General features: G+C 71.8%; 13 protein-coding genes. 2 read left to right on the top strand and 11 right to left on the bottom strand.

All coding sequences use genetic code 11. From position 1 onward, the window contains the following. Positions 1-72: 72 nt before the first annotated feature. Positions 73-1,578 (bottom strand): SulP family inorganic anion transporter, encoded by a 1,506-nt coding sequence (locus tag OG899_RS26080; RefSeq protein ID WP_168131667.1) that lies wholly within the window; start codon positions 1,576-1,578, stop codon positions 73-75. A gap of 407 nt (positions 1,579-1,985) precedes the next feature. Here OG899_RS26080 and OG899_RS26075 point away from each other — a divergent pair, with 407 nt between their 5' ends. Further along, positions 1,986-2,417 (top strand): MerR family transcriptional regulator, encoded by a 432-nt coding sequence (locus OG899_RS26075; protein ID WP_185867853.1) that lies wholly within the window; start codon positions 1,986-1,988, stop codon positions 2,415-2,417. A 274-nt stretch (positions 2,418-2,691) separates the two neighbouring features. On the opposite strand, the gene OG899_RS26070 is transcribed toward OG899_RS26075, so the two are convergent. The 7 genes from OG899_RS26070 to OG899_RS26040 form a co-directional block, all read right to left on the bottom strand. Then, the gene (locus OG899_RS26070; protein ID WP_125498147.1) at positions 2,692-4,086 is read right to left on the bottom strand and encodes an MFS transporter; all 1,395 of its coding nucleotides are present in this window, start codon (positions 4,084-4,086) and stop codon (positions 2,692-2,694) included. After that, on the bottom strand, positions 4,083-5,234 hold the full coding sequence (locus OG899_RS26065) for an LLM class flavin-dependent oxidoreductase (RefSeq protein ID WP_125498148.1): 1,152 nt from the start codon (positions 5,232-5,234) through the stop codon (positions 4,083-4,085). Before OG899_RS26065 ends, OG899_RS26070 begins: the two co-directional genes overlap by 4 nt. A gap of 100 nt (positions 5,235-5,334) precedes the next feature. Further along, positions 5,335-6,519, bottom strand: a complete 1,185-nt coding sequence (locus OG899_RS26060; protein ID WP_125498149.1) for an SfnB family sulfur acquisition oxidoreductase — start codon at positions 6,517-6,519, stop codon at positions 5,335-5,337. 5 nt (positions 6,520-6,524) lie between these two features. Further along, complete coding sequence (ssuE, locus tag OG899_RS26055) at positions 6,525-7,079, bottom strand: NADPH-dependent FMN reductase (RefSeq protein ID WP_125498150.1); 555 nt, start codon at positions 7,077-7,079, stop codon at positions 6,525-6,527. Positions 7,080-7,143: 64 nt separating this feature from the next. After that, positions 7,144-8,361: an acyl-CoA dehydrogenase family protein gene (locus tag OG899_RS26050; RefSeq protein ID WP_168131669.1), complete on the bottom strand. Its 1,218-nt coding sequence runs from the start codon at positions 8,359-8,361 to the stop codon at positions 7,144-7,146. Between the two features lie 45 nt (positions 8,362-8,406). Beyond that, entirely contained in the window at positions 8,407-9,555 is a 1,149-nt protein-coding gene (sfnG, locus tag OG899_RS26045) for a dimethylsulfone monooxygenase SfnG (RefSeq protein ID WP_125499461.1), read from the bottom strand. Positions 9,556-9,709: 154 nt separating this feature from the next. Beyond that, positions 9,710-9,787, bottom strand: a complete 78-nt coding sequence (locus OG899_RS26040; RefSeq protein ID WP_368861482.1) for a putative leader peptide — start codon at positions 9,785-9,787, stop codon at positions 9,710-9,712. 143 nt (positions 9,788-9,930) lie between these two features. Here OG899_RS26040 and OG899_RS26035 point away from each other — a divergent pair, with 143 nt between their 5' ends. Then, entirely contained in the window at positions 9,931-10,854 is a 924-nt protein-coding gene (locus OG899_RS26035; RefSeq protein WP_185867925.1) for a LysR family transcriptional regulator, read from the top strand. Between the two features lie 139 nt (positions 10,855-10,993). Here the strand turns inward: OG899_RS26035 and OG899_RS26030 are convergent, their stop codons facing one another. The 3 genes from OG899_RS26030 to OG899_RS26020 form a co-directional block, all read right to left on the bottom strand. Beyond that, positions 10,994-11,341 carry a MerR family transcriptional regulator gene (locus OG899_RS26030; protein WP_125499463.1) on the bottom strand — a complete coding sequence of 116 codons (348 nt, stop codon included), beginning with the start codon at positions 11,339-11,341 and terminating at the stop codon, positions 10,994-10,996. A gap of 20 nt (positions 11,342-11,361) precedes the next feature. Then, positions 11,362-12,300 (bottom strand): aldo/keto reductase, encoded by a 939-nt coding sequence (locus OG899_RS26025; protein WP_125499464.1) that lies wholly within the window; start codon positions 12,298-12,300, stop codon positions 11,362-11,364. Between the two features lie 196 nt (positions 12,301-12,496). Beyond that, positions 12,497-12,982, bottom strand: coding sequence for a hypothetical protein (locus OG899_RS26020; RefSeq protein ID WP_125499465.1), 486 nt, complete (start codon positions 12,980-12,982; stop codon positions 12,497-12,499). Positions 12,983-13,063: the final 81 nt, after the last annotated feature.

The raw sequence follows: 13,063 nt of genomic DNA, 5'->3' as shown, positions 1-13,063 counted from the left end.
CGTCAGGACGCCCACACCGCGCAGCCCCGGAACACGAATCCGGGGCTCTGACACTGTGCGGGCGCAGCAGGATCAGTGACCGGCGGCGAGGGCGCCGCTGAGCCTGCCGTGCAGGTGGGCGCTGGGGTCGTTGAGGCCGGTGATCTCGACGGTCTTGCCGCGCTGCGCGTACTTGGTCTCGACGGCGTCCAGAGCGGCGACGGAGGAGGCGTCCCAGATGTGGGCGGCGGACAGGTCGATGACGACCCGGTCGGGGTCGCCGGCGTAGTCGAACCGGCCCACGAGGTCGTTGGTGGAGGCGAAGAAGAGCTCGCCGGTGACCCGGTAGACGACCGTGCTGCCGTCGGGGTCGGTGACGGCGGTGACCTCGGTCAGGTGGGCGACCCGCCGGGCGAAGACGATCATGGCGGTGATCGTGCCGACGACGACCCCGATGGAGAGGTTGCCGGTGGCGACGACGATGACGACGGTCACGGCCATGACGACGGTCTCACCGACCGGCATGCGCCTGAGCGTGGCGGGTTTGACCGAGTGCCAGTCGAAGGTGCCGACGGCGACCAGGACCATCACGGCCACGAGCGCGGCCATGGGGATCCGGGAGACGACCGGGCCCAGGACGATGCACAGCACGAGCAGGAAGAAGCCGGCCAGGAAGGTCGACAGACGGGTCCGTGCCCCGTTCTTGACGTTGATCATGGTCTGGCCGATCATCGCGCAGCCGCCCATGCCGCCGAAGACACCGGCGACGATGTTGGCGATGCCCTGGCCGACCGCCTCGCGGGTCTTGTCGGAGCGGGTGTCGGTGATCTCGTCGACGAGTTTGGCGGTCATCATCGTCTCCATCAGCCCGACCAGTGCCATCGCCAGGGCGTAGGGAGCGATCACCGTCAGGGTGTGCATGTCGAGCGGCACGTCGGGCAGGCCGGGGACGGGCAGGGAGGACGGCAGCGTGCCCTTGTCGCCCACGGTGGGAACCGCGATCCCGGCGGCCACGGTGATCACGGTGAGGACGACGATGGACACCAGCGGCGCGGGCACCGCCTTGGTGATCCTCGGGAAGAACACCATCAGGGCCAGACCGCCCGCCACCAGCGGGTAGACGGCCCACGGCACATCGTGCAGGTTGGGCAGCTGCGCGGTGAACAGCAGAATGCCCAGCGCGTTGACGAAGCCGGTCATCACCGAGCGCGGCACGAAGCGCATGAGTTTGGCCACGCCCAGGACGCCCAGGACGATCTGGAGGACACCGGCGAGGATCACGGTGGCGAGCAGGTAGCTCAGCCCGTGTCCGCGAGCGATGGGCGCGACGACCAGGGCGACCGCTCCGGTCGAGGCGGAGATCATGGCCGGGCGTCCGCCGGTGAACGCGATGACCATGGCCATGACGCAGGCGGCGTACAGGCCCACCGCCGGATCGACTCCGGCGATCACCGAGAAGGAGATCGCCTCGGGGATCAGGGCCAGGCCGACGACCAGACCGGACAGCACCTCGGTGCGCAGTAGTGCCGGGGAGGACAGCCAGGCCGGGCGGCCGGCGGAGCGCAACCGCTCCAGGGCGGCGGTGACGGAGGACAACAACGCGGAACCTGTCGTGCTCGGGCACGCCGTCGGCCGGCCGCGGCGTGCGGAACCATACGAAGGCGCCGGGGCGGCACCCTGCGAAACGGCCCCTCAGCGGGCCGGGACGTCGGTGGAGGACGGGCGAAGCGGCCGGCGGCCGGGAAGGCGGACACGGCCCCTCTCGCCCGGCCGGTGCGGCATCACGGCGGGCAGGCTGCGGCGCCGGGCGGCACGGGCCCGCGCACGCCTGACTCCTGCGACGATCAGCTCTGCTCCGGGAGACACCGCCCGGTCTCGGTACGGTCGACGACGGCCGCCGGTACGGCGGCCATCACCGGCCGACAACTCTACCCCAACGGTAGAGTCGGGACGGACAGCCGCCGAGGGGGCGGCCACGCGACGGAGGAAGGGCCGGGCGGCGACACGTGGGCGGCACACACATGCAGATCGGCGAGGTGGCCGCACGCACCGAGCTGTCCCTGCGCACCATCCGGCACTACGAGGAGATCGGCCTCGTCACTCCCTCGGCCCGTTCCCGGGGCGGTTTCCGTCTGTACTCGGAGGCCGACGTGGCCCGCCTCATGGTGATCCGCCGCATGAAGCCGCTCGGCTTCACCCTGGAGGAGATGCGCGACCTGCTGCAGGCCACCGACCGCCTGGAGGGTGCCGAGCCGCTGGATGCCGCCGAGCGGGAGGAGCTGCTGGACCGGGTGCGCGGCTACGAGCAGGCAGCCGCCCGGAAGATCGAGGAGCTGCGCGTCCAGCTGGAGCGGGCCGAGGACTTCGCCGCCACCTTGCGCACACGGCTTCAGGCGGCCACTCGTCCGGACGGCTCCGCCACGGTCACGCACGAGTGAGAGCGGTCGCCGCACACGGCTGAGGACGGCCGCCGTGCTCCATACCGTCGGCCTTCCCTGCACCGACCGGGCCTGCATACGGACGTGCGGAAGGCCCGCACCCGGTGATCGGCAGATCAGGGGTGCGGGCCCTGCGGGATGCGGCGCACCGCCCGGTGTGCGGTACGCCTGCCTCCGTCGTCGCTCTTCGCTCCTCACTCTTCGCCGGATTCGGCCGGTGCAGCTCGTGACGGAGACCTGCGTCAGTGCTGCGTCACAGCGCCCCGGCCGGATCTCACCCTCGGACGGCGGCGGGCGCGGGTGCGTCCGACGCGGCGGCGGGTGCTCCGGTGGCCATGTGCAGGTCCTCGGTGCGCAGCCGGTTGGTCGCCCACACGCTCACCAGCCCCGTCAACGCGAGGTAGCCGCAGGCCCACCAGGGGCTTCCGGAACCGGCGGCGAGCAGCGCGGTCATGATCAGCGGGGTGATGCCGGACGCGAAGATGCCGGACACCTGGTAGACGAACGACATGCCCGTGTACCGGACCGGGGTGGCGAACAGCGCGGCGAACAGGGTGCCCTGCGCGCCGTAGAACCAGGCGTGCACGATGCCCAGGGCTACCACGAGCGCCGCGGCGAACGCGGCCGCCCCGCCGGTGCCGAACAGCCAGAACGCCGGGAAGACCGAGCAGGCGAAGGCCGTCATCCCGGCGCCGTAGACGCTGCGGGCTCCACGGCGGTCGACCGCGGCCCCGCTCACGGGTATCAGCACGGCCATCACCAGTGCCGCGGCCGTGACCGCGAGCAGCACCGGCGTGCGGTGCAGATGCAGGGTGTCGGTGGCGTAGGTGATGGCGAAAACGCCCCAGGTGTTGAAGGCGGCTCCCTCACCCCACCGGGCCAGCATGCCGAGCAGCAGGTGACGGCGTGCCACGGGTTCCCGCACCAGTTCCACCAGCGGTGCGGAGCGGGGCAGCTCCTGCAGTCGGCGCACGGCGCGGAAGGCCGGGGTCTCCTCGATCCTCAGCCGGACGGTGAGTCCGACGACGACGAGGACGAGGCTGACGAGGAAGGCGATCCGCCATCCGTAGTCGACGAACGCCGCTTCGCTGAGCGCGTCGCTGAGCAGTGCGAACACGCCGGTGCCCAGCGCCAGTCCGAGGGCGAGCCCGATCTGCGGGTAGCTGCCGAACCGGCCCTTGCGGCCCTGGGGGCCGTACTCCACGGCCAGCAGGACCGCTCCGGCCCACTCCCCGCCGAGCGCGACGCCCTGGGCGACGCGCAGGACGAGGAGCAGTGCGGGGGCGACGATGCCGACCTGGTCGTAGGTGGGCAGCAGGCCGATGAGCGCGGTGGACAGCCCCATCATGCTCATGGTGAAGGCCAGGGTGCGCTTGCGGCCGAGCCGGTCTCCGATGTGGCCGAAGAGCAGGCCGCCGACGGGGCGGGCGACGAAGCCGACGGCGAACGTCGCGAACGACAGCATGGTGCCCACGGTGCCGTCGGCGGTGGGGAAGAACAGCTTGTTGAAGACCAGGCCCGCGGCGGTGCTGTAGAGGAAGAAGTCGTACCACTCCACTGTGGTGCCCAGCAGGCTGGCGAGCACGACGGTTCTCAGCTGCCGCTGATCGACCGGTTCGGGTGCGGGCGTCCGGGCCCGGGCCTGCGAGGGGGCGGACGCGGCGCTCATCGGGCGGCGAACGGGACGGTGCCCGCCTCGACGGTGCGCGGCCCTGCCGGGTGCTGCCACAGGCCGCGCTTCTCCAGGATCGGCAGGACGCCTTCGCCGAACCAGTACGCCTCCTCCAGGTGCGGCACCCCGGACAGCACGAACTCCTCGATGCCGAGGCGGTGGTACTCCTCGATCAGGTCGGCGACCTCGGTGTGGCTGCCGACCATGGCCGTGCCGGCGCCGCCGCGGACCAGGCCGATACCCGCCCACAGGTTGGGGTAGACCTCCAGGTCGGACGTGTCGCCGCTGTTGTGCAGTTCGCGCATCCGGCGCTGGCCCTCGGACTCACTGGTCGCCAGGCCCCGCTGCACCGCCTTGATGCGCTCGGGGTCCATGGCCTTCAGCAGCCGCTCCGCCTCGGCCCAGGCCTGCTCGGAGGTGTCCCGGCTGATGGTGTGCAGGCGGATGCCGAAGCGGACCTCGCGGCCGTGCGCGGCGGCCAGGGAACGGATCCACTCGATCTTCTGCTTCACCTGCTGCGGTGGCTCGCCCCAGGTCAGGTACACGTCCGTATAGCGCGCCGCGACCTCGCCGGCCGCGGCCGAGGACCCGCCGAAGTAGATGCGCGGTGTGGGATCGGGCAGTCGGTTGAGTGCGGCCTTCTCCACCCGCAGGTGTTCGCCGTGGTGGTCGACCGTCTCTCCGGCCCACAGCCGCCGCACGATGTCGAGGAACTCCCCGGTGCGGGCGTAGCGCTGGTCCTTGTCGAGGAAGTCGCCGTAGGCGCGCTGCTCGGCGGACTCGCCGCCGGTGACCACGTTCAGCAGCAGCCGCCCGTGGGACTGCCGTTGGTAGGTCGCGGCCATCTGCGCCGACAGGGTGGGGCTGATCTGGCCGGGGCGGAAGGCGACCAGGAACTTCAGCCGTTCGGTGACCTGCGTGAGCATGGCGGTGGTCACCCAGGCGTCCTCGCACCAGGCGCCGGTGGGGGTGAGGGCCGCGACGAAGCCGAGTTGTTCGGCGCTGCGGGCGATCTGGCCGAGGTATTCGACGGTGGCCGGGCGGTCGGCCGCGGCGGCGCCGGGCCGGGAGCCGTGGCCGCCGCCGACGACGTGCCGGCTGTCTCCGGTCGTGGGCAGGAACCAGTGGAAGGTGAGGGCAGACATGGGGTGCTCCGGGGTGAGTGGGGACGTCGGCTGCCGGGTGTGCCGGGTGCCGGGCGGGACTGTCCGGCGCGCCTGGGCGCCGGGGCCTTCGCGCACGGGTTCAGAGCAGGCCGTGGCGAGGTGGTCTGGTGCCGTTGAGGACGTACCGTCCGATGTGCTGGATCTTCCAGCGCACCGGATCGTGCAGGGTGTGCGTGCGGGCGTCGCGCCAGTGCCGGTGCAGGTTCAGCGACCGCAGCGCCGACCGGGTGCCGGCCACGTCGAACAGGGCGTTGGAGACCTCCACGGCCGCCTGTGCCGCGGCCGCCTTGGCGGCGGCGACCGCGATGGACGCCGCGGCCGCGGTGTCGTCGGTGAGGTCGTCGCGGGCCGCGTCGACACCGCGGGCGGCCTCCCGCAGCAGTGCCTCGGCCGCCCTGACCTGGAGGGCGAGTTCACCGAACCGCTGGATGAGCAGCGGGTCCTCGGCTGCGGTCTCGACGCCGGCCTCGAACCAGGGCCTGCTCCTGGTCCGGACGAACGCGGCCGCCTCGTCGAGGGCCGCGGCGGCGAGGCCCGCGTCGATGGCCGCGTGCAGCACCTGCGCGAACGCGCCGTGCAGTTGCGGTCCCTGGAAAGTGAGGTGGTGCGGCAGGACCCGGTCGGCGGGCACCACGACGTCCGTGAGGCGGACGGTTCCGCTGGCGGTGGTCCGCTGGCCCATGCCGTCCCAGTCGTCGACGACCTCCACGCCGGGGGCGTCCCGCGGGACGTAGGCCGCGTGCAGGGTGTCGTCCTCGGCGCGGGCCAGCACGGGGATCCAGTGGGCGAACAGGGCGCCGGTGCTGTAGTGCTTGACGCCGTTGAGCAGATACGAACCGTCGGTCCGGCGGTGCAGGCGGGTGCGGATGTCCTGGACGTGCCGGGTGCCGGCCTCCGACTGGGCGTTGCCGAAGCGGCGCCCGGCGAGCAGCTCGGCGAAGAAGAACTTCCGCTGCTCGGGGGTGCCGTGCCGGCGTATGACGTTGACGTACACGAAGTGGCTCTGCGGGATCTGGGCGAGGCTGCCGTCGGCCGTGGCGAGCAGACGGAAGATCTCCGCGAGGGTCTCGGTGCGTACGTCGGCGCCGCCGTGGTCCGCGGGCACGGTGACGCCCAGGAGTCCGGAGGCGGACAGCCGGTCGAGTTCGGCGCGGGGCAGGGTGCGTTCCGCGTCCCGCCGGGAGGCGTGGATGCGGAACTCCTCGGCCAGTTCGGCGGCGACGGCGAGGGCCTCGGCGTCGTCGGTGATCACATGGGCGGTCATGGGGATCAGCTCGCAGCGGCCAGGAGCGGGGCGGAGCCGAGCGCGGCGGAGAACTGGTCGACGACGCGGGCCAGTGCTTCCTCGGCGGCCGGGGCGACGGTGAGGGAGCCGTCGTCGTCCACCGTCAGGTCCTTGTCGAGGGTGAACCAGCCCTGGACGATGTGTGCGGCGCCCATGGAGGTCAGCACCGGGCGCAGCGCGTAGTCGATGGCCAGGACGTGCGCCAGGCTGCCGCCGGTGGCGAGCGGCAGCACGGTCTTGCCGCTGAGGGCGTACTGCGGCAGCAGGTCGAGGAGCGCCTTGAGCACGCCGGAGTAGGCGGCCTTGTAGACCGGTGAGCCGACGACGACGCCGTCGGCGCGGGCGAACAGCTCGGTGGCCTCGACGATGGCCGGGTGCCGGAAGTCGGCGCCGAGCAGGGCCTCGGCGGGGATGGTGCGCACGTCGAGCGGCACCACGTGGTGGCCGTGCGCGACGAGCCGTTCGTCCAGGTGGCGCAGCAGGCGGTTGGTGCGCGAGGAGGCGGAAGGACTGCCGGAGACGGACAGGACGGTGGCCATGGGGTTCCCTTTCGGCCTCGAGGGGGGCGTCTGGGGTGACAGGCGCCCGGGGCGGGTGGGGCGGTCAGGAGTACCAGGTGGGTTCGGGCAGTTCGCCTTCCAGCACCCAGCGGCCGACCTCGCGCCGCTTGTAGGCGACCGGGTCGTGCAGGGTGTGCGTGCGCACGTTGCGCCAGAAGCGGTCCAGGCCCAGGGCGCTCGCCGTGGCACGGGCGCCGGTGACCTCGAAGATGCGGTTGGTGACCTCCAGGGCGACGTCGGTGGCGCGTGCCTTGACGGCGGCCACCCGTACCTCGAAGTCGCCGCGGGCCTGCTCGGTGACCGCATCCGGGTCGTCGTGCAGCTTCTGTCCCTCGTCGGCGACGGCGTCGGCGAGCGCCTCGACCGCCCAGAGCTTGGCGGTGAGATCGCCGTAGGTGTCGACGATGTACGGCTCGTCGACGGCGCGCTCGTGGCCGCCGTGCAGCCAGGGCCGGGTCCTGGTGCGGGTGTAGGCGGCGGCCGTCTCCAACGCGCCGCCGGCGATGCCGAGGTAGAGGTTGACGAAGACGAGCTGGATGGTGGGGACGTTGAGGGTGTTGTAGACGCGCGGCTGGAACTGCTTGTTCACATAGCCGGCCGCCGAGGACCAGGGGGTGCGGACGCCGTCGAGGGTGACGCTGCCGCTCTCGGTGAGCCGCTGGCCGATGTTGTCCCAGTCGTCGTGGAAGGTCAGGCCCTCGCTGTCGGAGGGGACGACGGCGAAGACGTGCCGGTCGGTGCCTTCGAAGACGCCTTCCAGGACGGTGACGTCGGAGACCTTGCTGCCGGTGGAGAAGGTCTTGTGGCCGGTGAAGACCAGGTCGTCGCCGTCCTCGGTGACGACCACGTCCTTGTCGCGCGGGTTGACCGCGCCGCCGAAGAACCAGCGGTTGCGGGCGGCCTCGGCCTCGATGTGCTCCCACTGTTCGCGGGTGCCGACCAGGCGGGCGGCCCAGTTCCACAGGTAGTGGTAGCCGAGAAGCTGGCCGATGGAGCCGTCGGCCTTGGAGATCTCACGGACGACCCGGTAGGCGGTGCGCCAGTCCTGTCCTCCGCCGCCGTGGGCGACGGGGCCGAGCAGGGTGACCAGCCCGGAGTCCTTCAGCAGCTGCACTTCGGCGTAGGGGGTGGCGCCGGCCCGGTCGCGTTCGACGGCGTCGGTGGCGAGGACCGCGGCGACCTCGCCGGCGCGGGCGATCCAGTCGGCCGCGGTGCGCGGGGTGGGGCGGGTGGTGAAGTCGGGGGGCGTGACGGTGCTCATGCGGGTATGGCCTCTCTCACGGTGCGGTGCGTCGGACGGGCACGGTCAGGCGTGAGCGGGGACGGGTTCGTCCTCGGCGGGCAGCTGGGCCTCCAGCTCCCTCACGAGGGGCAGCACACGTGTGCCGAAGTACTCGACCTCTTCCTTGTAGTGCAGGAAACCGAGCAGGAAGAGGTCGACGCCGAGCTTCTTGTAGGCGACGATGCGTTCGGCGATCTGCTCGGGGGTGCCGATCAGCCCGGTGCGGAAGCCGTCGTTGTACTGGACCAGGTCCTCGAAGGAGGAGTCCTCCCACATGCCCTTGCCGTCGGCGGTGGACCGGCCGGCCTGCTGCACCGCGGCACCGAAGCCTTCGACGGCCCGGGTGTCGGCGCGTGCGACGATCTCCCGGAGGGTGTCCCGGGCCTCGGCCTCGGTGTCGCGGGCGATGAGGAAGCCGTTGAGACCGAACTTCGGCGGGGTGCGCCCGGCTTCGGCCGCGGCGGCGCGGATGTCCGCGATCTGCTCGGTCACGCCGTCGAAGTCCCGGCCGTTGGAGAAGTACCAGTCGGACACGCGGCCGGCCATGCGGCGGGCGGCGGTGGAGTTGCCGCCCTGGAAGATCTCCGGGTGCGGCCGACCGGGAAGCTGCACGGGTTTGGGTTTGAGGGAGAAGTCGCGCAACCGGTAGAAGTCACCGGCGAGTTCGGCGTGGTCCTCGGTCCAGATGCGGCGCAGTGCGGTGATGAACTCCTCGCTGCGCCGGTAGCGTTCGTCGTGTTCCAGCCAGGGTTCGCCGAGGGCGGTGAACTCCCGCTTGAACCAGCCGCTGACCACGTTGACGGCGAAGCGTCCGTGGGACAGGTGGTCGGCGGTGGCGCCGAACTTGGCGAGGACTCCGGGGTGCCACAGTCCCGGGTGGACGGCGGCGATCACCTTCAATCGCTCGGTGGCCAGCAGCAGGGCCAGGCTGAAGCCGGTGGACTCGTGCTGGTACTCGGCGCCGTAGCTGGCCAGGTACCTCACCTGGGTGAGGGCGTACTCGAAGCCGTTGTTCTCGGCGAGCCGGGCCAGTTCGCGGTTGTAGTCGTACCCCCAGTCGGTGCGCTGCGCGATCGTGCTGGTGACCAGTCCCCCGCTGACGTTGGGGACCCAGTAGGCGAAGTGCAGGGGTTGCGCGGGGTGTTGCAGGGGCTTCGCGGGGTGCGCGGGCATGCGGAACTCCTGTTGCGGGAACGGGCGGGTGTGCCCCGGCACCGCGGGCTCAGGGCATGCCGGAACTCCCGGCGGAGGCGGGCGGTGCGGGGATACGCGGCACACACCCGTGCGTCGACGGGCGCGGCGTGGAGGGGCAGCGGCGGTTCAGGCGTCAGGCCGCGAGACAACAGGAGGCGCTGGAAACGCGGGCGAGGTCGACGTGGCGTCGCCGCGTGAGGTCCAGTCGCATCGTCATGACGACGATGCTGACAGCCTCCACGCGCAGCCGTCAAGGCAAACCCGACCGGTCTCGTATCCCGGACCACTGTTTTTCACGAAGGTGTGACAGGGAAACCCTTGCACGCGCCGCCCGGAACACCGCAGTCTGCGGGCGTGCGAACGGAACAACTGGAGTACATTGCGGCCGTCACCCGGCTCGGTTCGCTGCGCCGGGCCGCCGAGGAACTGCGGCTGTCGCAGCCCGCGTTGAGCGAGACCGTGCGCAATCTGGAGCGGGAGCTGGGGGTGGAGCTGCTGGAGCGCAAGCGGACCGGGGCCACGATGAGCGCCGCGGGCCGGGAACTGCTCCCGCATGTCCTCGGTGTGCTGGAGGCGGTCGACCGGCTGCGGGCGGCGGCCGGCGAGCAGCACCGCATCAGCCGCATGGTCCGGGTCGGCACGGTGAACGCGGCGACCGTGCCGCTGCTCATCCCGGTCGTCCGGGCCTTTCGCGCCGCGCATCCGCTCACCCAGGTCGAGGTGGTGGGCGCGCAGCAGTCCGACATCCACCGGGCACTGTCGGAGGGCGGGTTCGACCTGGGTCTGGTCAACCATCTGGAAGGGGACGACATCCCCGCCGACTTCGAGTCCACCGAGCTGCTGCGGGGCCGGCCCGTGGTGTGTGTCCGCCCCGACAGCCCGCTGGCCTCCCACCCGGCGGTGACGGTGGAGGATCTGCTCACCGCGCCGTTGATCGCCATGCGCACCGGGTATGTGATGCACCGCTATGTGCACCGGCTGCTGGGCGGTCGTGCGGCGTCGTTCTCGTACTCGACCGACGGCGCGGAGATGGGCAAGCTGATGGTCGCCGAGGGGCTGGGGGTGACGGTGCTGCCGGACTTCAGTGTGTCCGGTGATCCCCTCGAGCGCGAGGGGCTGATCACGTACCGGCCGGTCGCCGGCGACACCACGCAGGTGCTGCTGATGCTGCAGCGCCGCAAGTCGGGGTCGGTGCCGCCGGCCGCCCGGGATCTGCACGAGGTGTTCGTGCGCACGGCCCGGGAGCTGAGCGGTGCGCTCTCCGGCGACGGCGCCTGACCGGGCCGGGTCGTGTCCGCGGACGGGGGTCGTGTCCGCGGACGGGACCGGGGGCTGCCGGGCCGGTGGCGATCGGGCGGCCGGTGCGCTGCAGGAGCGGCGGGGTCCGGCCCGGCGCTGCGCCCGCCCGGTGCGGGGCTCAGCTGTAGTAGGCGATCTTCTCGTCGAGGACGTCCAGGGCCCGGTGCAGGGCCGCCACCCGCTGCTGGAGCGCGGCCCGGCGCTCGCGCAGGAAGGCGGCCTTGTCCTGCCGGGTGTGCTCGGACCGCAGGATGGCGACGAACTCCCGCAGATCCGCGATGCCGAGTCCGGCGTTCCGCAGACAGGTGACGAGCCCGATCCAGAAGATGTCGTCCTCGGTGTACTGCCGGCGTCCGCCGGCGGTGCGTCGGATCGGGCCGATGAGACCTTCGCGTTCGTAGTAGCGCAAGGTGTCGATGGTGACGCCGGTACGACCGGCGGCCTGTGCCGGGGACAGGGCGGACATGATTCTCCCTCCGTGCACCGTTACCGGGCCTCGGCGAAGCGCGCCAGGTGCGCATCGGTCAGCCGCACGTGGCGGGCTGCCAGTGCCTCCTCGATCTGCTCCACCCGGCCGGCGCCGACGATGGGGTCGATGCCCTGCCGCATGAGCCAGGCGAGGACGACCTGGTTCCGGGTGGCGGACACCTCGGCGGCGATCTCGTCCAGCGCGGCGAGCACGCGGGTGGTGCCGGGGTGATCATAGGTCGGCGGCAGCGGCTTGTCCGGCCGTACGTAGGACCCCCACATCAGCGAGCTGTACGACCACACAGCCAGCCCTTCCGAGCGTGCGAGGTCCAGGTCCTCCGCGGTGAGCAGGCGATGGCCGGCCTCCGCGAGCGGGGTGAGCGGACGCGGCTGGACGAGCGAGTGGCGCAGCTGCAGAGCCGTCCACGGCTCCACGCCCTGCTCCCTGGCGAGTGCCCGGGCGCGCTCGACGCGCCAGGCGGGATGGTTGGCCGCCCCCACCCGCAGGGCGATGCCCCGGGCGACCAGGTCGCCGAAGGCGCCGACCGTCTCGGCGAGCGGCACGGTGCGGTCCTCGGCGTGGGCCCAGAGGAGGTCGACGTGGTCGGTGCCCAGGCGCCTCAGGCTCTGCTCCACCCCGGCATGGACGGCGCGGGCGGACAGGCCTTCGGCGCTGCGCGGCCAGGCGTGCGGGACCAGTGGGTTCTGCCGGACCTTGGTGGCGATCCGCACCGTGTCGCGCCTGCCCGGGCGGGCCCGCAGCCAGTCGCCGATGACCCGTTCGCTGGCGCCGCCGACACCGCGGGGGTCGGCCCAGAAGGAGTAGCAGTTCGCGGTGTCCAGCCAGACCCCTCCGCCGGCGACGAACGCGTCGAGCACCGCGAAGGCCCGGTCGGCGCCGACCCGGGTGCCGAAGTCCATGGTGCCGAGGACGATCTGCGCAGTGGTGGTGTTCATGCCGCCCATGCTGCGACCTGGAGCGCGCTCCAGGTCAACACCGGTGATCGCGCGGACTCGCTGCCGTGGCCGGGAGGGCGCGTGCGCGGCGCCGGTGGCGGCCGGAGCCGGACGTCGTCGTCACCGCCTCCCCCTGAACGCGGCGCAGCCGCACCGTGGGGACGGTGCGGCTGCGCGGGGATCCCCGGTCCGGCTGTCAGGCGCGCCCGTTGTAGTAGGTCACGTCCCAGTGGTTGCCCTCACGGGCGTAGACGTTCCCGGACGGGGACTTGTAGAGCTTGGCGCCGTCACTGCGGGTGCCGGCCTTCTTGAAGTGGCGGGTGATGTACCGGTCCAGGCAGCCGCCCTTCGTGGACATGTCCACCTTGTAGCCGTTGCGGTGGGAGTACTTGCCCGAGGCGTGGCCGACCTCGGTGCCGGCGGTGATCACCACGGGGCACTTGCTCAGCTTCTTGAAGGCGATCACACCTGCCACGGTCGTCTTGTTGATGTTCGTGAAGGAGGTGCAGCCCCGCTTGTTCCAGTCGGAGCAGCCCTTGCTCGACACCCAGGAGATGCCCGCCTTGCGGAACTGGGCCGCCGCTTCGCTGTGCCGGTACTTGGCGGGCGCCGCGTCCGCCACACCGGACAGCAGGACCGTACTCATCGCCGCGACGGCCAGGGCACACCTGATCTTTTTCATTCGACTTCCTCACGAGTGCGCTGCGCGGTTGCGCAGACTGTGCGATCACGTGGCAATCGAGTGTTGCCATGAGCGCATGAC

The sequence above is a fragment of the Streptomyces thermoviolaceus genome, assembly GCF_045209695.1.
Lineage (GTDB): Bacteria > Actinomycetota > Actinomycetes > Streptomycetales > Streptomycetaceae > Streptomyces > Streptomyces thermoviolaceus.
This window is presented reverse-complemented; position numbering and strand designations above follow the sequence as displayed.